This is a genomic window from Marinobacter guineae (assembly GCF_002744735.1).
GTDB classification, from domain to species: Bacteria; Pseudomonadota; Gammaproteobacteria; order Pseudomonadales; family Oleiphilaceae; genus Marinobacter; species Marinobacter guineae.
The window spans coordinates 620119-640665 of the sequence record NZ_KZ319339.1 but is presented as its reverse complement, the minus strand read 5'-3'; the positions used below and the strand labels follow the sequence as shown (position 1 = coordinate 640665).

15 protein-coding genes and 4 tRNA genes are annotated in these 20547 nt (G+C 56.0%); 15 read left to right on the top strand and 4 right to left on the bottom strand.

The window, feature by feature from the left end; translation table 11 throughout:
- Positions 1-120: 120 nt before the first annotated feature.
- Entirely contained in the window at positions 121-978 is an 858-nt protein-coding gene (gene folD, locus CLH62_RS02905) for a bifunctional methylenetetrahydrofolate dehydrogenase/methenyltetrahydrofolate cyclohydrolase FolD (RefSeq protein ID WP_099616636.1), read from the bottom strand.
- Between the two features lie 233 nt (positions 979-1211).
- On the opposite strand from folD, the gene CLH62_RS02900 reads away from it, so the two are divergent.
- The 10 genes from CLH62_RS02900 to CLH62_RS02855 all read left to right on the top strand — a co-directional run bounded on the left by CLH62_RS02900 (position 1212) and on the right by CLH62_RS02855 (position 10554).
- A tRNA-Pro gene (locus tag CLH62_RS02900) sits at positions 1212-1288 on the top strand.
- A 32-nt stretch (positions 1289-1320) separates the two neighbouring features.
- Positions 1321-1397: transfer RNA gene (locus CLH62_RS02895), tRNA-Arg, on the top strand.
- Between the two features lie 106 nt (positions 1398-1503).
- Positions 1504-1579: transfer RNA gene (locus CLH62_RS02890), tRNA-His, on the top strand.
- A 79-nt stretch (positions 1580-1658) separates the two neighbouring features.
- Positions 1659-1743: transfer RNA gene (locus CLH62_RS02885), tRNA-Leu, on the top strand.
- A gap of 244 nt (positions 1744-1987) precedes the next feature.
- Positions 1988-3292 (top strand): trigger factor, encoded by a 1305-nt coding sequence (gene tig, locus CLH62_RS02880; protein ID WP_099616635.1) that lies wholly within the window; start codon positions 1988-1990, stop codon positions 3290-3292.
- Between the two features lie 172 nt (positions 3293-3464).
- On the top strand, positions 3465-4100 hold the full coding sequence (gene clpP, locus CLH62_RS02875) for an ATP-dependent Clp endopeptidase proteolytic subunit ClpP (RefSeq protein WP_099616634.1): 636 nt from the start codon (positions 3465-3467) through the stop codon (positions 4098-4100).
- Positions 4101-4176: 76 nt separating this feature from the next.
- Positions 4177-5460 carry an ATP-dependent Clp protease ATP-binding subunit ClpX gene (clpX, locus tag CLH62_RS02870; protein ID WP_099616633.1) on the top strand — a complete coding sequence of 428 codons (1284 nt, stop codon included), beginning with the start codon at positions 4177-4179 and terminating at the stop codon, positions 5458-5460.
- A 161-nt stretch (positions 5461-5621) separates the two neighbouring features.
- On the top strand, positions 5622-8039 hold the full coding sequence (gene lon, locus CLH62_RS02865) for an endopeptidase La (RefSeq protein WP_099616632.1): 2418 nt from the start codon (positions 5622-5624) through the stop codon (positions 8037-8039).
- 238 nt (positions 8040-8277) lie between these two features.
- The gene (locus CLH62_RS02860) at positions 8278-8550 is read left to right on the top strand and encodes an HU family DNA-binding protein (protein ID WP_008174603.1); all 273 of its coding nucleotides are present in this window, start codon (positions 8278-8280) and stop codon (positions 8548-8550) included.
- A gap of 156 nt (positions 8551-8706) precedes the next feature.
- Positions 8707-10554 (top strand): SurA N-terminal domain-containing protein, encoded by a 1848-nt coding sequence (locus CLH62_RS02855; protein WP_099616631.1) that lies wholly within the window; start codon positions 8707-8709, stop codon positions 10552-10554.
- Between the two features lie 135 nt (positions 10555-10689).
- On the opposite strand, the gene CLH62_RS02850 is transcribed toward CLH62_RS02855, so the two are convergent.
- On the bottom strand, positions 10690-11562 hold the full coding sequence (locus tag CLH62_RS02850; protein WP_099616630.1) for a MurR/RpiR family transcriptional regulator: 873 nt from the start codon (positions 11560-11562) through the stop codon (positions 10690-10692).
- 210 nt (positions 11563-11772) lie between these two features.
- Between CLH62_RS02850 and zwf the strand changes: the two genes are divergently transcribed.
- Genes zwf through CLH62_RS02835 form a run of 3 tightly spaced genes read left to right on the top strand, consistent with a single transcriptional unit; the run spans position 11773 to position 14629 of the window.
- Entirely contained in the window at positions 11773-13248 is a 1476-nt protein-coding gene (zwf, locus tag CLH62_RS02845) for a glucose-6-phosphate dehydrogenase (RefSeq protein WP_099616629.1), read from the top strand.
- A complete protein-coding gene (gene pgl, locus CLH62_RS02840; protein WP_099616628.1) occupies positions 13235-13954 on the top strand; it encodes a 6-phosphogluconolactonase in 720 nt (239 codons plus the stop codon). The genes zwf and pgl overlap by 14 nt, the downstream gene beginning before the upstream one ends.
- Positions 13955-13981: 27 nt before the next feature.
- Complete coding sequence (locus tag CLH62_RS02835; protein ID WP_099616627.1) at positions 13982-14629, top strand: bifunctional 4-hydroxy-2-oxoglutarate aldolase/2-dehydro-3-deoxy-phosphogluconate aldolase; 648 nt, start codon at positions 13982-13984, stop codon at positions 14627-14629.
- 444 nt (positions 14630-15073) lie between these two features.
- On the opposite strand, the gene pyk is transcribed toward CLH62_RS02835, so the two are convergent.
- Positions 15074-16522, bottom strand: coding sequence for a pyruvate kinase (pyk, locus tag CLH62_RS02830; RefSeq protein ID WP_099616626.1), 1449 nt, complete (start codon positions 16520-16522; stop codon positions 15074-15076).
- Positions 16523-16590: 68 nt separating this feature from the next.
- A complete protein-coding gene (gene gap, locus CLH62_RS02825) occupies positions 16591-17595 on the bottom strand; it encodes a type I glyceraldehyde-3-phosphate dehydrogenase (protein WP_099616625.1) in 1005 nt (334 codons plus the stop codon).
- A 167-nt stretch (positions 17596-17762) separates the two neighbouring features.
- Between gap and edd the strand changes: the two genes are divergently transcribed.
- Positions 17763-19583 (top strand): phosphogluconate dehydratase, encoded by a 1821-nt coding sequence (gene edd, locus CLH62_RS02820; protein WP_099616624.1) that lies wholly within the window; start codon positions 17763-17765, stop codon positions 19581-19583.
- Positions 19580-20545 (top strand): glucokinase, encoded by a 966-nt coding sequence (locus CLH62_RS02815; protein ID WP_099616623.1) that lies wholly within the window; start codon positions 19580-19582, stop codon positions 20543-20545. The genes edd and CLH62_RS02815 overlap by 4 nt, the downstream gene beginning before the upstream one ends.
- The last annotated feature ends 2 nt before the right edge of the window (positions 20546-20547 follow it).

Here is a 20547-nt window from a genome sequence, read left to right as displayed (position 1 = left end):
CCCGCTACGGCGGGGTTTTTTATGGCTTGTCGGATTAGGGCTTCGCCTAATCCGACCTACCTGAGAGCATGCACTTTATACGTTGGATTAGGCCAAGCCGTAATTCAACAGAGGTCGAGTTCAGTCCTTGTGCAGCACGTCCGCTGCGTACAGGGTGTTCTGTAGCAATGTGGCAATGGTCATGGGTCCGACACCACCGGGAACTGGTGTGATGTAGGCGGCCCTCTCAGATGCAGCCTTGAAATCCACATCGCCATGAAGTTTACCGTCTTCCATCCGGTTGATGCCTACATCAATTACCGTAGCGCCTGGCTTCACCCACTCTCCCTTGATCAATCCGGGTTTGCCAACGGCGGCCACCAGAATGTCCGCTTCCCGAACAAACTTCTCAAGATCCGGTGTAAACCTGTGGCAAACGGTTGTGGTCGCACCTTTGAGAAGCAGCTCCATGCTCATGGGTCGCCCGACAATGTTGGAGGCGCCTACTATCACCGCGTGCTGGCCCTTGTAAGGCGTTCCTATGCTGTCGAGCAGGGTGATCACGCCCGCCGGAGTGCAGGGGCGCAGGGTGGGTTTGCGCTGCATCAGCCGGCCAATGTTGTAGGGGTGAAAGCCGTCCACATCCTTGTCTGGCCGGATCTTTACCAGAATGGGATCCGCATCGAGATGGTCAGGAAGGGGGAGTTGCACAAGAATCCCGTCCACCGTCGGATTCTCGTTCAATTCGTCTATCAGAGCTTCCAGAGCTTCCTGAGAGGTGTCTGCCGGCAGGTCATAGGAGAGGGACAGGATTCCGGCTTCATCGCAGGCCTTGCGCTTGTTGCCTACGTACACATGAGAGGCGGGATCGTTGCCGACCAGCACTACAGCAAGTCCCGGAGCGCGAAGTCCTTGCTGCCTGCGGGTTTCCACGCCGATGGCGACCTGCTGTCTTACTTCGGCGGCAATTTCTTTTCCGTTGATCAGTTTGGCGGTCATGTCTCGTCTTGTCGGTTTGGGCATCGGTAAATTGGAGGCCGGGCATTGTCTCATGCTTCCGCCGGAACTCCAATTGGAGGGTGTGCGGCCCTGTTTCAGGGGAACTTTCGTAGCGGTGCTTTGTCATTGAGGAGCAGTTGTCTCAGGGAATTTAAAATTCCGTGTTGACGGGGCTTGCCGGCGCCGGTAATATGCGCGCCAACTTTGCTGAAGCACTTGTTGTTCAGTTCAATCGGGGTATAGCGCAGTCTGGTAGCGCGCCTGCTTTGGGAGCAGGATGTCGGGAGTTCGAATCTCTCTACCCCGACCATTTTCTGGATATTCAGGTGGGCGAACGGTCAAGCGCCCGTAGCTCAGCTGGATAGAGCACCCGCCTTCTAAGCGGGTGGTCGCAGGTTCGAGTCCTGCCGGGCGCGCCATCAAGTCGTCGGCTTGGTCCGCGCCGGAGCGACCGTAACCGGCAAAGTTGAATTGTTGACGACTCTGTCGTCGACTGAAAAATACCGAAAGGTAGGTCCTGATGTGGTGGACGTAGCTCAGTTGGTAGAGCTCAGGATTGTGACTCCTGCGGTCGAGGGTTCGATCCCCTTCGTCCACCCCACTTTTCTTTCAGATTTGATTCCGCGTTTGGTGAATGTATTGATGGCAGTCTTGCTATCGGTTATTCCTCATCCCGTTGTGCGCGAGTGGCGGAACTGGTAGACGCGCTGGATTTAGGTTCCAGTGGGGCAACCCGTGAGAGTTCGAGTCTCTCCTCGCGCACCACCCCTTTCTTTTTGTCAGTTCGCCTTTCTTTTTCCGGTTTCGTCCCCAACTCTGGTCTTTAGTGGTTTTTGCCGGTCTTATCAGAGATGCGGTTCAAAGTGCCTTGCCAGGTGATTCTCTCGGCGGGGCAAAGCATGATAAACTACCGGCTTTTAATTTTCGGTCCTTTGCGGGAATTCCCCCGAAACCGGACTTTTAGGTTTAATTTCATTCACATACCGAACCTGTAATTTGAGGATCTTCCATGCAAGTGTCTGTTGAAACGACCTCCAACATCGAGCGTCGCATGACGATTGGTGTGCCCGCCCAGGAAATCGACCAGGCGGTCCAGAAACGCCTGCAGGAAACCGCGCGTACCGTGCGTCTTAATGGTTTCCGTCCGGGTAAGGTGCCCATGAGCGTGGTCAAGCGTCGTTTCGGTGACAGCGTCCGCCAGGAAATCGTCGGCGAGGTAATGCGCGACAACTACATCAAGGCACTGCAGGAGCAGGATATCAATCCTGCGGGCTGGCCGAAGTTTGAGCCGAAGACCATGGAAGAGGGCAAGGACCTTGAGTTCGTTGCCATTTTCGAAGTACTTCCGGAAATCGAGCTGGGCGATCTGAGTAAGATTTCTGTTGAAAAGCTGACCTCTGAAATCACCGACAAAGACGTCGACAACATGATCGACAACCTGCGCCGTCAGCAGGCCACCATGAAAGAAGTCGGGCGCAAGTCCAAGAACAAGGACGTGCTGACCATCGATTTCAAAGGGTCTATCGACGGTGAAGAGTTCGAGGGTGGTTCCGCTGAAGGTCATCGTCTGACTCTCGGTTCCGGCCAGATGATTCCTGGCTTCGAAAAGGCAATCGTCGGCGGCAAGGCCGGTGAGGACCTGGAAATCGAAGTGACCTTTCCGGAGGATTATCACAACGAGGATCTGGCAGGTAAGCCGGCCAAGTTTGAGATCAAGATTCACAAGGTAGAAGAGCCCCAACTGCCGGAAATGGATGCCGAGTTCTTCAAGAAGTTCGGTATTGATGCCGAAGATGAAGCAGCCTTCCGTGAAGAAGTTAAAAAGAACATGGAGCGCGAGCTCAAGCAGGCGGTATCCAACAAGGTCAAGAACGACGTCGTTGACGGCCTGCTCGAAACCACCGAGCTGGACATCCCGGCTGCCCTGGTGGACCAGGAGATTGACCGTCTGCGTCAGGACGCCGTTCAGCGCTTTGGTGGTCAGGTCGATTTCCAGCAGTTGCCCAAGGAGATTTTCCAGGAGCAGGCTGAGCGCCGCGTCAAGACCGGTCTCCTGTTCCAGGAAGTGGTCAAGAAGAATGACCTGAAGGCAGACCCGGCGAAAGTGGATGAGAAGATCCAGGAAATCGCGTCTACGTATGAACAGCCTGAGGAGGTTGTTGCACACTTCAACAGCAATCCGGAGCAGAAGTCTCAGATCGAGTCCTCCGTACTGGAAGATGCTGTTGTTGACCACGTGCTTGAGCAGGCGGACGTGAAAGAAAAGAAGGTTAAGTACGAAGAGGCCGTGCAGGCTGGTCAACCCCAGCGCTGATTTGCCCCAGGGGTGGATTAATTCCGCCCCTGTTGGCCGATCCCTCAATACAGCCGGCATGCCCGGCTGTTTTCATCTGGGGCCGCTGCTGGCAAAGTATAGGGTATAGCATTACTGAAACTGCCGTGGCGCGAGTCCACGACCCATTGTCCATAAGGAGTTCAGGCGCATCATGACGCAGAAACCAATTGATGGTCCCGCAATGGTTACCAATTCCGGACTGGTACCGATTGTTATTGAACAGACAGCTCGCGGTGAGCGGTCGTTCGATATTTATTCCCGCCTGCTCAAAGAGCGGGTGATTTTCATGGTGGGTCCGGTAGAAGACCACATGGCAAATCTGATCGTGGCTCAGCTCCTGTTTCTGGAATCGGAAAATCCGGACAAGGACATCCACCTTTATATAAATAGCCCGGGGGGCTCCGTGACTGCGGGTATGTCCATCTACGACACCATGCAGTTCATCAAGCCGGATGTGGCCACTCTGTGCGTCGGCCAGGCGGCCAGTATGGGCGCATTCCTGCTCGCCGGTGGCGCTGCTGGCAAACGTGCGTGTCTGCCGAATTCCCGGGTGATGATTCACCAACCGTTGGGCGGCTACCAGGGCCAGGCGACTGATATCGAGATCCACACTCGCGAGATTCTCAAGATTCGGCATACCCTGAATTCAATCCTGGCCCATCATACCGGGCAGGATCTGGAGACGATCGCCAAGGATACGGACCGTGACTACTTCATGGATCCGACTCAGGCGAAAGACTATGGGCTGATTGATTCTATACTTGATAAGCGCGTACCGAATAAATAATACTGGAAGTAATCGCATCATACTTGGCCGGTGTATCAGGCTGTAACGCCGGCAAAACGAGATCAGAGGTATTTCAATGGCAGATGAAAGAAACGGCAGGGGCGACGATAACGGCAAGTTGCTTTACTGCTCGTTTTGTGGAAAGAGCCAGCATGAAGTCCGTAAGCTCATTGCAGGGCCCTCGGTGTTCATCTGCGACGAGTGCGTTGACCTGTGCAATGACATTATCCGGGAGGAAATCCAGGAAAATGCACAGGAAGAGCCTAGCGATCGCCTTCCTACACCGGCCGAGATCCGCATAACCCTCGACGAGTATGTGATTGGTCAGGATCGCGCCAAGGTGGTGCTATCGGTTGCGGTTTACAACCACTACAAACGTCTTCGTTATGGCGAAGGCAAGGGTGACGTTGAGCTCGGCAAAAGCAATATTCTGCTGATCGGTCCAACGGGTAGCGGCAAGACCCTGCTGGCAGAGACCCTCGCGCGCATGCTGAATGTCCCGTTCACGATTGCCGATGCCACAACGCTGACTGAAGCAGGTTATGTCGGTGAGGATGTCGAGAACATCATCCAGAAGCTGCTGCAGAAATGTGACTACGATGTCGATAAGGCCCAGCGGGGTATTGTTTACATCGATGAGATCGACAAGATTTCCCGCAAGTCAGACAATCCTTCTATTACCCGGGATGTTTCGGGTGAAGGTGTGCAGCAGGCGTTGCTGAAGCTGATCGAGGGCACCGTTGCCTCGGTTCCGCCCCAGGGAGGGCGGAAGCATCCGCAGCAGGAATTCCTGCAGGTGGATACCGGCAACATGCTGTTTATCTGTGGCGGCGCCTTTGCCGGGTTGGACAAGGTTATTCGTGAGCGCACCGAGAAGAACAGCATTGGCTTCTCCGCGTCAGTGGCCAGTCAGGACGACGCCAAGAACACCGGTGATATCATTAAGGATGTGGAAACCGAGGACCTGGTCAAATACGGTCTGATTCCTGAGTTCGTTGGTCGCCTGCCAGTGGTTGCAACGCTCAACGAGCTTGATGAAGAGGCGCTGATTCAGATCCTGACCGAGCCCAAGAACTCCCTCACCAAGCAGTATCAGAAGCTGTTTGATATGGAAGGTGTCGAGCTGGATTTCCGGGACGATGCGTTGCGGGCGGTTGCCAAGAAGGCGATGGTGCGGAAAACCGGCGCCCGCGGGTTGCGGTCGATCATGGAAGCAACGCTTCTGGATACCATGTACCAGATTCCATCTGAGCATGACGTGACCAAGGTTGTGATTGACGAGAGCGTGATCAACGGGGATTCCGAGCCCTTCAAGATCTACGCAAGCAGTGATCACGCCAAGGCGGTTCCAGAGGATTGATCCTTGCTCAACAGTTGAACTGAAAAGGGGCGGAAACGCCCCTTTTCGCGTTTTGTATCGCGATATTCCTGGCCTGTGTCGTTTGGTAAAAAGATTGCAATTTTCACGGTCGCCCCAATGAAGGGTGATATGCTGAAAGAAATATCGTCAGAGGATTCCCTATGACCCGGATACCCGAAAATGCCGTGCACGAATACCCGCTGCTCCCGCTGCGAGACGTAGTGGTGTTTCCGCACATGGTGGTCCCCCTGTTTGTGGGCCGAGAAAAATCCATTCAGGCTCTGGAAGCCGCAATGGAAGGAAGCAAGGAAATTCTTCTGGTCGCCCAGAAGGATGCTTCCACAGATGAGCCGGGCCCCAGGGATGTATTTGATATGGGTACCCTGGCCACCGTACTGCAGATGCTCAGGCTGCCGGACGGCACCGTGAAGGTGCTGGTTGAGGGCAACGCCCGCGCGACCATCAGTGACATCACCGAAGGCGAATATCTATCAGGCAGCGCCGTTTTGATGGATGAAGAGAGTCTGCCAGAGCGCGAGGAAGAGGTGCTCATCAAGACCTTGATGGACGAGTTCGAAAAATACGTGAAGCTCTCCAAAAAGGTGCCGTCAGAAGTGTCCAATGCCCTGACCGGAATAGAGGAACTTGAGCGCCTGGCCGATACCATGGCCGCTCATCTGGAGATGCGTATTCCGGAGAAACAGGAGCTCCTGGAGGCGCTGGATATCCGCAAGCGCGTTGATCTTTTGCTCGGCAAGCTTGATGGTGAGATCGACCTGATTGAAGTCGAAAAGCGTATTCGTGGCCGTGTGAAAAAGCAGATGGAACGCAGTCAGCGCGAGTACTACCTGAACGAACAGATGAAGGCTATCCAGAAGGAAATGGGTAACCTGGGTGAAGGCAATAATGACTTCGAAGAGCTTGAACAGAAGCTGGAAGAAGCCGGCCTGCCTGAAGAAGCTCGCAAGAAAACAGAAACAGAGCTGAACAAGCTGAAGATGATGTCACCCATGTCTGCGGAAGCCACCGTGGTTCGCGGTTACATCGACTGGATGCTGGCGGTGCCCTGGAAAAAGCGCAGCCGTGTTCGTCATGACATTGAGAAAGCCCGTGAAATCCTGGACAGGGATCACTACGGCCTGGATGAGGTGAAGAAGCGCATCCTGGAATACCTGGCCGTTCAGAGTCGTGTGAAGAAGGTGAAAGGCCCGGTACTTTGTCTGGTCGGCCCTCCCGGTGTCGGTAAAACCTCACTGGGACAGTCCATCGCCCGTGCTACCAACCGCAAATATACCCGTATGGCGTTGGGTGGTGTGCGGGATGAAGCGGAAATTCGCGGCCACAGGAAAACCTACATTGGCGCGCTGCCGGGCAAGCTCCTGCAGAAGCTGGCCAAGGTCGGTGTGAAGAACCCGCTGTTTCTGTTTGATGAAATTGACAAGATGGGTATGGATCACCGGGGCGATCCGGCGTCAGCTCTGCTTGAGGTGCTTGATCCGGAGCAGAACCACACGTTCAACGATCACTATCTGGAAGTGGACTATGACCTTTCCGATGTGATGTTTGTGTGTACCTCCAACTCCATGGACATTCCACCGGCTTTGTTGGACCGGATGGAGATCATCCGCATTCCGGGTTATACCGAGGATGAGAAGGTCAACATCGCCCTGCGTTACCTCTTGCCCAAGCAGATCAAGGCCAACGGGCTGCGTAAGGATGAGTTGAAGTTGCCGGAGGAAACGCTTCGGGACCTGATCCGTTACTACACTCGCGAAGCAGGCGTTCGCGGCCTTGAGCGCGAGATCGCCAAGATCTGTCGCAAGGTGGTGCGTAATCACGTTGAGAGTGGCGACAAGGCCTCTGTAGAGATAACGCAAGAGATGCTTGAGGACTACTCAGGGGTCAAGAAGTTCAAATACGGCCTGGCTGAGGAGAAAAACGAGATCGGTCAGGTAACCGGCCTGGCCTGGACCCAGGTGGGCGGCGAGCTTCTTCACATTGAGTGCGCGCTCACCCCGGGCAAAGGCCGTGTGGTAAAAACCGGTTCCCTCGGTGATGTCATGCAGGAGTCAATTCAGACTGCGTTGACGGTTGTTCGTAGCCGGGCACCGGGTCTTGGAATTGCCGATGACTTCCATGAGAAGCACGATCTTCATGTCCACGTTCCCGAAGGCGCAACACCAAAAGACGGCCCGAGTGCAGGTATTGGCATGTGCACGGCACTGGTTTCTGCACTGACCAAGATTCCGGTCCGGGCTGACGTGGCAATGACCGGTGAGATCACCCTGAGAGGTCGCGTGCTGGCCATTGGCGGGCTCAAGGAAAAACTGTTGGCAGCGCACCGCGGAGGCATCAAGACAATTATTATTCCGGACGAGAATGTCAGGGATCTCAAGGAGATACCGGATAATATCAAGGAATCCCTGGAGATTCGCCCGGTGAAGTGGATTGATGAAGTTCTGGACATAGCACTGGCTTATCCGCCTGAGCCGCGGGCTGAGGAATCATCACCGGAAACCGGTTCGGGCAAGGCGCGTGATGAGGAAGGCGATGCGTCAGAACGCATAAATACACATTAAAGCCTTGATGAGTTGTTGACATGCCAGAGAGCCCATTGGTATAACTGTTTCGCCGTGAAGCAGCCAATACCAAGGGCTCCCGCGCAGTAAGTGCCTATTCCAATCACCGGTTTAATGCCGCAAGGAATAAGAAAACTGAAGAATGGAATTCTCCGACCGCTTATGCGATAGTCGAGAACGTCCGAGAAAAAACAAACCAACCTATAACATCTTCAACCTGAAATCGAAGGGGTTTAGTGTGAACAAGTCCGAACTTATCGATGCAATTGCAGAGTCCGCAGATATCTCCAAAGCCGCCGCTGGCCGTGCTCTGGATGCAATGACCAACTCCATCACCGGTGCCCTTAAAAAAGGCGATCAGGTAACTCTGATCGGTTTTGGTACCTTCTCCGTTAAAGAGCGTGCTGCTCGTACCGGTCGTAACCCCCAGACTGGTGCCGAGATCAAGATTCCGGCCTCCAAAGTGCCTGGGTTCAAAGCAGGCAAGGCCCTGAAAGACGCCGTTAAGTAACGGTTCTTTCTCCGGTGGTTCCTGTCACAGGGAGCCACCCAAGAAGAATTCAAGGCGCATTCCGAACCGGGTGCGCCTTTTTACGTTAAGCCGGCCCGTAACAGCACGCTGAAACCAACAACACTGCACGACCTTGAACAGGGATTCGGGAGAAACATGCTTCAAGATATTCGGGAAAATGCCCAGGGCACGATTGCCAAGATCATTGTTGGTCTTTTGATTTTGTCGCTATCCATCTGGGGAATGGACGCCATTATCGGCGGATTCTCTGGCGAGCCTGAAGTGGCAACCGTCAATGGCGAGGATATTACTGAGCGGGAGTTTCTCCGCGTGGTCCAGATGGAAAGCCAGCGCCGGCTGTCCGCAATGGAAACCCCCGATCCGTCCTTGCTCAATGAAGACCAGATTCGTAGAGACGTTCTCGATTCCCTGATCCGGGAGCAGGTTCTGATTCAGGATGCCAATGCCCAGGGTCTTGCGCTCAACGACGCTGACATTGACGCGCTGATCACCCAGATGCCCCAGTTCCAGGTAGACGGTCAGTTCAATCGTGATCGGTTCGTTGCCACGGTTCGCAATATGGGGATGGGCGTCACAGAATTCCGTGAGGCAATGCGAAAGCAGTATGTTCTCAACCAGATCAGGGCAGGCATCATCCAGAGCGCTGTTGTTGCTGATGAGAATGCGGTCCAGCTTTTACGTATCCAGAATCAGACTCGGAGTTTTCGGGTTCTCGACATTCCTGCCAGTGCGGTTGAAGCCAACGTTTCAGTGACCGATTCTGAGGTTGAGGAGTTCTACCAGCAGAACTCAGGTGAGTTCCAGCAGCCTGAACGGGTGGATGCGGCGTACATCACGCTCTCCCTGGGAGCGTTGGCTGAGAACTTAGAGATCAGCGACGAGGAACTCCAGGCCTATTACGAGCAACGTGCCGCTGATCTGGCCAGTGAGGAACGCCGGGCTTCCCATATCCTGATCGAAGAGGGCAGCGAGGCCGACCAGACGATGGCGACCATCCAGGAGCGTCTGGGAGCCGGCGAGTCGTTTGCTGACCTGGCTAAGGAATATTCCATCGATACCATCTCGGCGCAAGCGGGTGGCGACCTTGGCTATGCTGGTCGGGGCATTTACGATGAAGCCTTTGAAAAAGCGCTGTTCGCACTTGAGGAAGGTGAAATTTCCGAGCCGGTAAGGTCGTCGTTCGGGGTTCACCTGATTCGGCTGGAAGACGTGAGGCAGTCAGAGGTTCCGCCGCTGGCAGAGATTGAAGATCAGTTGCGCCGCGAGCTCGCGCGTGACAAGGCCAACGAGCGGTTTGCCGAGGTTCGGGCCCAGCTTGCGGATTCTGCCTACGCGGCAGACGACCTGGCCGGACCTGCAGAGGAACTTGGGCTGGAAGTGCGTGAAGCCAAAGCAATCACCCGGGAAGGCGGTCAGGCACCGTTTGATCACGAGGGCCTGGTTCGGCAGCTGTTCTCCGAAGATGTGCTGGAGGCTGGTTACAACACCGAGCTGATTGATGTGGGTGATAACGTGTCCGTGGTGGCACGGGTTCGCGAATACCACGAGGCGGAGCAGCTGCCTCTGGCAGAGGTTCGTGAGACTATCCGGGCGACGCTGGAACAGCGCAAGACCCGTGAAGCACTTGTTGAAAGGGCGGATGCTATCATAGCGAAACTAGAGGCGGGAGAGCCCGTTGAGAGCGAGGCGGAATGGGCCAGTTTCGAAAGCCTGGCCCGTAATTCCTCCGAAGCAGCCCCGGCTGTGATGCAGCAAGCGTTTTCGCTGTCGCGTCCGGATGAAGGTGAAGCCCGCTACGGCAAAACGGTGACGGCGAATTCCGCCTTCGTCATTGCACTGGAAGCGGTAAAAGACGGCGAGGTTGCGGAGGACAGTCCGGAACTGAGCCAGCTTCGTGATTTCCTGGCATCGCTTGAAGGGCAGCGGGAATATGCGGCCTACCAGCAGTTCCTGAGGAATCAGGCGGAAGTAGACCGCCCGTAAGAGTTCAGTGGTAAGAGGGTGCCGTCTGGCGCCTCGGATTAAACAAAAGGCCCGGCGCATCCTGCCCGGGCCTTTTGTTTTTTGGATAGATCTGTTTTCTTTTCGAGCTCAGGTTTTATTTGTCGTCTGCGAAGACTAGTTCGGCGGGAACCGGGTGGGCTTGAGGCTTTCCTTGATTTTCTTCAGATGGCCGAGGAAATCCGCGCCGCGCTTCAGGGTTACGCCGGTTGCCAGAATGTCGATAACGGTCAGATGAATGATACGGGACGACATTGGCATGTAGACCTCGGTGTCCTCTGGCGCGGTAACACCCAATACCACCGTACATATTTCCGCCAGGGGCGAGTCCGGATTGGTGATGCCGATCACAGTGGCCCCGTTGGCGCGAGCCAGCTGGGCAATCTCCACCGTTTCCCGGGTCCGGCCGGTGTAGGAAATCAGCACGATAATGTCGCCGACGTTGGAGCCTGCGGCAACCATTCGTTGCATAAGGGCATCGTCGTAGGACATCACGGGAATATTGAAGCGGAAGAACTTGTGCTGGGCGTCCAGTGCCACAGACGCGGAGCCGCCCATGCCGAAGAAATTGATCTGCTTGGCCTGAATCAGATAGTCGATGGCGGTGGCCAGAGCTTTCGGATCCAGTGCCTGCCGGGCCTTATCCAGGCTGGCAATGGTGCTGAGCATGATCTTGTCGGCGAATTCGGTAACCGTGTCGTCGGGCTCTATATTCTGACCGATGTAGGGGGTGCCGGTGGCAATGCTTTGCGCCAGGCGGATCTTGAAGTCCGGGAACCCGGTGGCTGAGAAGCCCCGGCAGAAACGGTTAACCGTTGGCTCGCTGACATCCGCGGCCCTGGCCAGAGCGGCTATGCTGTAACGGGTCGCCGCACTCGGGTCCCGGAGAATGGCCTCTGCCACCTTTCGCTCGGATTTGTTAAGGCTGTCCAGCCGGGACTGGATGTCCTCAAGCAGGTTGTCGTCACGGTGCGCCTGGTTCGCGGCCATCAATGGTACTCCCTGAATCTTGGGCGGTCATTATCGTAAAAACGCGCTGATTATACCGCTTTTTCGCGGTGTTTGGGGTAGTAAAAGTATCACAGAATGCAGTTTTTTCTTGGAAAAACCATTTTCGGATGTCATTATTTGTTTAAAATTACTACATTAAACTCTGTCCGGGCAATTCTCCCCGGGCCGCCCATCAGAGAGAAGGAACCAATGGTCAACAAGATTACTACCCGTTGTGACCTGATGCTATTCGGAGCGCTGGGCGACCTCGCCCAGCGCAAACTGTTCCCTGCGCTGTACCAGCTCGAGCGTGCGAACCTGCTGGCGGATGGCAGCAGGGTACTTGCCATTGCCCGTAGCGATGCAGATACCGAAACCGTGCGCCAACAGTTGCTCGAAAAGCTGAAGCAGCATGTGAAACCGGCAGAGTTCGACGCAACAGTAGCAGAAGCCTTTCTACAGAGGGTGGATTACCAGATTCTGGACTTCACTGATCCGGACGGTTTCAATGTGCTTAACGAGTGGCGTGATGACGTCAACAACGAACTTATCGTTTACATGGCCACGCCGCCATCCATGTACGGCGTCATCGCCAGGAACCTCCGGTCAGCAAGTTGCTGCACCGAAAAGACTCGCGTGGTGGTCGAGAAGCCGATCGGGCATGATCTTGAGTCTTCAAAGGTTATCAATGATGAGCTGGGTGAGGTCTACAACGAGAACCAGTTGTTCCGTATTGACCATTATCTGGGCAAGGAAACGGTTCAGAACCTGATTGCCCTGCGGTTTGCCAACAATCTGTTTGCGTCCCAGTGGGACCAGAACCACATATCCCACGTGGAAATAACAGTAGCGGAAAGTGTCGGCATCGAGGGCCGCTGGGGCTATTTCGACAAGGCCGGCCAGATTCGCGACATGATCCAGAACCACCTGCTGCAGCTGCTATGCCTGATTGCCATGGACCCGCCTTCGGATCTGTCCGCAGACAGTATCCGGGATGAAAAGGTGAAAGTCCTTAAGGCGCTGCGTCAGATTACTCCGGATATGATGGAAAGTTACGTGGTCCGTGGTCAATACACAGCCGGGACCAGCAACGGCAAACCTGTCCCTGGATACCTGGAAGAGGAGGGGGCCAACAAGGGTAGCGCCACGGAAACCTTTGTCGCTCTGAAAGCGGAGATCGATAACTGGCGCTGGTCCGGTGTGCCGTTCTACATCCGGACCGGTAAACGCCTGCCGGAGAAGATTTCCCAGATCATCATTCACTTCAAGCCGGCGCCGCACTACATTTTTGATCCGGACCAGAAGCACCTGGCCAACAACAAGCTGATCATCCGCCTGCAGCCGGATGAGGGCATGTCCCTGAAAATTCTCACCAAGGATCAGGGGCTGGACAAGGGCATGCGCCTGCGCCAGGGTCCGCTGGAGCTGACCTTCTCCGAAACCTTCGATACTGACCGTATTCCCGATGCCTATGAGCGTCTGCTTTGGGAAGTTATGAAAGGTAACCAGTACCTGTTTGTGCGTCGGGATGAAGTGGAATACGCCTGGCGCTGGGTGGACCAGATTATTCAGAACTGGAGAGACGGTGGCGAACCGCCCAAGCGCTACGCTGCCGGAACCTGGGGGCCTGTTGCCTCCATCGCCATGATTACCCGGGATGGGAGGAGCTGGTATGAAGACGTCTGATCTGCAGTTGCCTGAAGGCGTCCGGGCCCGGTTCGGTGAAACTCCGGAGGAAGTTGCCCTCAATCTTGCTGATGCCGTTGCTGAATTTCTGGCCAGACGCCTGAAAGATGTGCCCCGGGCCAGTCTTGTTGTTTCCGGGGGCTCCACACCCCTGCCATTCTTCAAGGCATTGTCTGATAAGGATCTCGAATGGGGCAGGGTAGACGTTCTGCTGGCGGATGAGCGCTGGGTAGAGGAAGACCACCCTACGAGCAATACCCGCCTGGTTAAGGACAACCTGTTGCGGAACCACGCGGCACCGGCGCGATTCCTGTCGCTAAAACAACCCGGTGCCACGCCCGCAGAAGGGCTTGAAGCAGTGAAAGCTGAGTTGGCCGACCTGGCTTTGCCACTGGACGTACTGATTCTTGGCATGGGTAACGACGGTCACACGGCCTCCCTGTTTCCGGACGCCCCGGAACTGGCCTGCGCCATGAATCCGGAGTGCCAGGAAATTGTTTCGGTTGCGACGCCGGCATCGCAGCCTCAAAAGCGTATTACCCTGACCTGGCCACCACTGAGAGACGCACGATTCACGGCGCTGCATCTCAAGGGTGAGGATAAACTGGATACCCTTAAAAAGGCCGTTTCGGATCTGGACAGCGTGATGGAGATGCCCATCAGGGCCTTCCTGAAACCCGGCCTGCAGGTGTTCTGGAGCCCCTGAACGCCTTGAATTGATTAGGAGAAGACTATGAGCCGACTTTCCGATTATCATCGCGAGCGCGTCCGGGCGGTACTGAATTCCTCCCCTCTGGTACCGGTGATCACCATTAACGATATTGACGACGCCGTGCCCCTGTGTCAGGCACTGGTTGATGGTGGTATTAACGTTCTTGAAATCACCCTGCGAACCGAGCACGGTATCAACGCCATCGAAAAAGTCCGAAAAGCCATCCCGGACGCGTGGGTAGGTGCGGGCACCGTAACCAGTATCACCCAATACCGACAAGTCGAAGCCGCAGGTGCCCAGTTTGTGATTACCCCGGGTGTTACCGAGGCCATCCTGGAGTTTGCGTTGACCTCGGAAGCCCCTCTGCTGCCGGGTATTGCCACTATTTCCGAGCTGATGATTGGCTACAATCTGGGCTACCGGGAGTTCAAGTTCTTTCCAGCCGAAGTGGCCGGCGGTATCCCTGCCCTGAAAGCCTTCGGCGGGCCCTTCCCGGACGTCACCTTCTGCCCGACCGGCGGCATTCGCCGCAACACCGCAGCAGACTACCTGGCCCTCAGCAACGTCCAGGCCGTGGGTGGCACCTGGCTGACCCCTGCGGATGTCGTGGCCGCTAAAGACTGGTCGAAAATCACCGAGATTGTCCGGGGCAGCCTGGCGGATCTCTGAGCGTTTTGCCCGGTAGCCTAATGATTTCGGGGTGTTCGCACTTTGGGGTGGGGCTTCCGGGAACCGCTACGAGCACATCCCTGTGCGCTTGAGGCTGGCCGTCCCTGGCCAGCCACATTCCCGGAAGCCCCACCCCAAAGCGCTCTGTCTAACCAATCGATATCGCGAAGCAAATCAAAGCTAGTAGGTACGGATTAGCCTTTGGCGTAATCCGACCTTGCTTGTTGAAAAGCGTTCACCAAGAGGTATTTCTGAAAGGGCTGATGGAGGGAGTGGGGTTACCGTTTCCCAAAATGTCGGAGGCCATGGATGGCCGGAGTCAAGCGCACAGGGATGTGCTTGTAGCGGTTTTGGGAAACGGTAACCCCACTGCCGACCCGCACGAACCTGAAGGCTACAAGGTCATGCGTCAATCGACAGCGGGCTGGTGTAAAAAACAAACAATCAGCGAATATCAGAACCAACACGAACAATCTTCATGGTGTTGGTTCCGCCCTGGGCATTCACATAATCACCCTTGGTGATCACCACCAGGTCCCCATCCTTCACTGCCTCACGGCTGATCAACTCAGACACCGCCAAAGCATTGGTACGCTCATTCGGTACTCTCGCCGAATCAAACGGAATCGTCTGCACCCCGCGGAACAACACAACTCTATGCTGGGTAGAATGATGCCGCGAGAACGCAAAAATAGGCAAGCTGGACTTGATGCGGGACATCAGCCTTGGCGTTGCACCGGTTTCGGTCATGCAGATAATCGCAGAGACGCCTTCCAGGTGGTTGGCAGCGTACATGGCAGAGAGAGCGATGGCCTCGTCAACCTCCGCCATACTCTCATGAATACGGTGCTTTGACTGGTGCATGGACGGGTGCTTTTCGGCGCCCAGACAGATGCGCACCATGGCTTCCACCGCCTCTTTCGGGTAATCACCCACAGCGGTTTCTGCCGACAGCATGACCGCGTCGGTGTAGTCCATCACCGCGTTGGCTACATCCGATACCTCGGCACGCGTGGGCATCGGGCTGGTGATCATGGACTCCATCATCTGGGTTGCGGTGATCACCGCGCGGTTGAGCACCCGGGCCCGGGAAATAATGTGTTTCTGAACGCCAACCAGTTGGGCATCGCCGATTTCAACCGCCAGGTCACCCCGGGCAACCATCACCGCATCCGACGCCTCAATCACAGCATCCAGTGCGTCCATGTCGTCGGCAAGCTCTGCACGTTCAATCTTGGCAACAAGGCCGGCTTCTGAACCGGCGTCCCTGAGCAGGCGACGGGCAACGTGCATGTCCTCTGCAGTTCTGACGAAGGAGACCGCGACGTAATCGGCACCGAGCTTGGCTGCGGTGACGATATCCTGTTTGTCTTTCTCGGTAAGTGCCTCGGCAGAAAGTCCACCGCCACGCTTGTTCAGGCCCTTGTTATTGGAAAGGGGGCCGCCGATCAAAACAGTCGAGGTGATACTGTGATCACTTACCGACTGTACTTCCATTTCGATACGACCGTCATCAAGAACCAGAATGTCACCTGGCTCCACATCCTGGATCAGCTGCTCGTAATCGATCCCGACTTTCTCCTCGGTACCGGCTTCCTTGTCCATGGCTGCATCAAGGATAAAGGTCTGACCGGCTTTCAGCGTAACCTTGTTTTCCGTAAAGCGTGCGATACGGAGTTTCGGGCCCTGCAGGTCGGCCAGAAGAGCGACAAACCGCCCTTGGGCGGCAGCCGTTTCACGAACGCGGCGGGCGCGCCCGATGTGCTCCTCCGCACTGCCATGGGAAAAGTTCAGCCGAGTGACATCTACGCCGGCAGCAATGATCGCTGCAAGCGATTCCGGTGAGTCGGTTGCGGGGCCGAGGGTGGCGACGATCTTGGTACGCCTGAGCATGGTTGGTGTCCTTTGGTTCTTCAAAATGTTCCCGAATAGAGTAGCGGATTAACTCAAACCGGCCAGTTTTACTGGCTGACGTTCATTAGAGCGATGGCGTTATCCAGCATGCGATTCGAGAACCCCCATTCATTGTCGTACCAGGCCATGACTTTTACATGACGACCCAGGACCCGGGTATGGTTGGCGTCGAAAATGCTCGAGAGTGGATTGTGGTTGAAATCGACACTCACCAGTTTCTCTACGTTGTAGCCCAGAACCGGGCTTTTTTCGGCGGCGGCTTTCACCGCTTCGTTTACTTCTTCCACGGTGGTGTCCCGGCCGGCGATAAAGCCGAAATCCACCAGCGACACGTTGATCGTGGGAACGCGGACAGCCAGGCCGTCCAGTTTTCCGTCAAGCTCCGGAATAACCTTGCCAATTGCTGCCGCGGCGCCGGTCTTGGTCGGAATCATTGACTGGGTCGCCGAGCGCGCCCGGTAAAGGTCGGAATGGTAAACGTCGCTCAGCTTCTGATCGTTGGTGTAGGAGTGGATGGTAGTCATCAGGCCACTTTCGATACCCACGGCTTTGTGCAGTGCTTCAACAACCGGAGCCAGGCAGTTTGTGGTGCAGGAGGCATTGGAAATGATGTCGTGTTCGGCCGTCAGAACATCATGGTTAACGCCATAGACTACCATGGCGTCTGCATCCGGGCTTGGTGCCGATATGATGACCTTGCGAGCGCCAGCAGTCAGGTGTGCTGCAGCTTTTTCCCTTTTGGTGAACAAACCGGTGCATTCGAATACCACGTCAACATGAAAGTCTTTCCAGGGAAGTTCTTCCGGGTTGCGGATCGCCGTAATGCCGATACGATCACCGTTGACAGTGAGGGATTCCGCATCGTGGCTGACAACGCCGTCAAATCGGCCATGAACGCTGTCATACTTTAAGAGATGGGCGTTTGTTTCGGCGTCGCCGAGATCGTTGATGGCGACAACCTGGATCTGCTTGCGGTAGTTATTTTCGTACAATGCCCGCAAGACATTGCGACCGATACGGCCAAACCCGTTAATTGCGATACGGATAGTCATCTTTCGGCTCCTTATTGGTTGTTTTTTGTTCGATCAATCTCTGTAATGTAGTAAATATAACAACAAAGAAAGAATAAATGAACGATACAAAGGTGGAAATGCCAAAAAAAGGACGTAAAATTACGTCTAAAACGGACACTCTAATAAATGACGCAATGGAGCCCACCATGCACCCGACCGTAGACAAGGTGACACAGCGAATTATCGAGCGCAGTCGTGCCAGCCGGCAGGACTATCTCAGCCGGATGAATGCACTGAAAGCCCAATCCCCGCACCGCAGCTCTCTGTCGTGTGGCAACCTGGCCCACGGCTTCGCGGCCTGTGACCAGGGTGACAAAGACACCCTGAAGCTTATGAACAAGGCCAATGTGGCCATGGTGACGGCCTACAACGATATGCTTTCGGCCCACCAACCCTATGAAAAGTTCCCGGATCTGATCCGGGAAGCGGCCCGGGGCATGGGGTCGGTGGCTCAGGTTGCTGGCGGCACACCGGCGATGTGTGACGGTGTTACCCAGGGCCAGCCGGGTATGGAGCTGAGCCTGTTTTCCCGGGATACCATTGCCATGAGCACCGCCGTGGCTCTGAGCCACAATATGTTTGATGCGACCATGCTGCTGGGAATCTGTGACAAGATCGTTCCCGGCCTTTTGATCGGCTCGCTCAGCTTTGGTTACCTGCCCACCATCCTGGTTCCGGCGGGCCCGATGCCCTCAGGCCTGCCCAACAAGGAAAAGCAGAGAATCCGCCAGCTCTATGCCGAAGGCAAGGTTGGCAAAGACGAGCTCCTTGAAGCTGAAAGCAAGTCCTATCACAGTCCGGGCACCTGTACGTTTTATGGCACGGCCAACAGCAACCAGTTGCTGGTAGAGGTGATGGGGCTGCACTTGCCGGGAGCGGCCTTTGTGAATCCAAACACGCCGCTGCGTGATCAACTGACCCGGGCTGCAACTGAACAGGTCATCCGGTTATCGAAGCCCCAGGGCGGCGATCTTGGTCTGGGCGACATGGTGGATGAGAAGAGCATCGTCAACGCCCTGGTGGCGCTTCTGGTGACCGGTGGCTCCACCAACCACACCATCCACTGGATCGCGATTGCCCGGGCGGCGGGCATCACCATCGACTGGAACGATTATGCCGAGCTCTCCTCGGTGGTTCCGTCCATGACCCGGATCTATCCCAACGGTCAGGAAGATGTGAATGCGTTCCATGAAGCAGGTGGTACACCATTCCTGATTAAAGAGCTGCTCAGTGGCGGGTACCTCCACAACGACGTGAATACCGTTGTTGGCCATGGCCTGGAGCGCTATACCGAAATGCCGGAGCTGGAGGGAGACAAACTGGTCTGGAAGCCGGCACCAGAAAAAAGCCTGCGCCCGGATGTGCTCAGTACGGTGGCGGAGCCTTTTGCGCAAGATGGTGGCTTGAGGGTGCTCGATGGCAACCTCGGGCGTGGCGTGATCAAGGTATCCGCCGTTGCCCCGGAACACCGTAAGGTGGAAGCGCCGGCGGTGGTCTTCAACGATCAGAACGAGCTCAAGGCGGCGTTCGAGGCCGGCGACCTGGACAGGGACTGCATCGTGATTGTTCGTTTCCAGGGGCCGAAGAGTAACGGCATGCCGGAGCTGCACAAGCTCACGCCTTATCTCGGGGTGTTGCAGGACCGTGGGTTCAAGGTAGGCCTGGTGACTGACGGCCGGATGTCCGGCGCCTCGGGCAAGGTGCCGGCTGCAATTCACGTGTATCCCGAAGCTCTTGCCGGCGGGCCGTTGGCGAAAGTGAAAACCGGCGATGTGGTCTGCCTGGATGCCGAGAAAGGGGTTCTGTCCATCCGGGTCGATGACCAGGACTTTGCCAGTCGCGAATCTGAAATAGCAGACCTGACGGGGTATCATCACGGTTATGGTCGGGAACTGTTTGGCTGGATGCGTCGCGCCGCCGGCAATCCCGAGGAAGGAGCCAGTTTCTTCTGGAATCACGAGGCATGACAGCAACACACTACTCGCTGGTGGGTGATATTGGCGGCACCAATGCTCGCTTTGCCCTGGTAGAGCAGGGTAGCGTCCAGCCCCGAGCTATCGAAATCCTGCCCTGCGGTGATTACAACAATCTTGATGACGCGGTTCGGGACTATCTGGGCCGGGTCGGGGTTGCCGGAGTCGGCGAAGCCTGCCTGGCAGTTGCCTCGCCGGTGCGCGGAACCCGGGTGCAAATGACCAATAACCACTGGTGTTTTGATACCGAAGAAGTCCGGCGGCAGTTTGGCTGGTCAGCCTTCAAGGTGATCAATGACTTCACGGCCATGGCGCTGGGGGTTCCTCACGTTGCTGAGGATCAGCTGGTTCATGTCTGCGGTGGTCCTGGTGATCGCCGTCGTCCCAGGCTGGTGATGGGCCCGGGTACCGGGCTTGGTGTCTCCGGCCTGGTGCCCATCGAGCACGGCTGGGTTCCGCTGATGACCGAAGGCGGGCATGTGGATTTCGCACCCACGGACGATACCGAAATGGCGGTTCTGCGGATCCTGAAGGCCCGGTTTGGGCGGGTTTCGGTAGAGCGGATACTGTGTGGTCAGGGCCTGCTTAATCTGTATCAGGCCCACGCGGAAATACAGGGTGTGGCCGCGCGGCTGGATGCGCCGGAGAAAATCACCGCAGCCGCTGTTGAGAATGCCGATAGCCTGGCTCGCCATACCCTGCGTCATTTCTGTGAGATTCTGGGCCGGGTTGCCGGGAACGGCGTCCTTACCCTGGGGAGTACCGGTGGAGTCTACCTGTGTGGTGGCATCTTGCCGCGCTTCCTCGAGTTCTTCCTGGAAAGTCCCTTCCGTAACGGCTTCGAGGACAAGGGCAGGATGCGGCCGCTGCTTGAATTCACGCCGGTTTACGTGGTGACGGAACCCTACACTGGGTTGCTGGGAGCCGCGGAAGCGCTGGGCAATCGGGAGGTTTGATT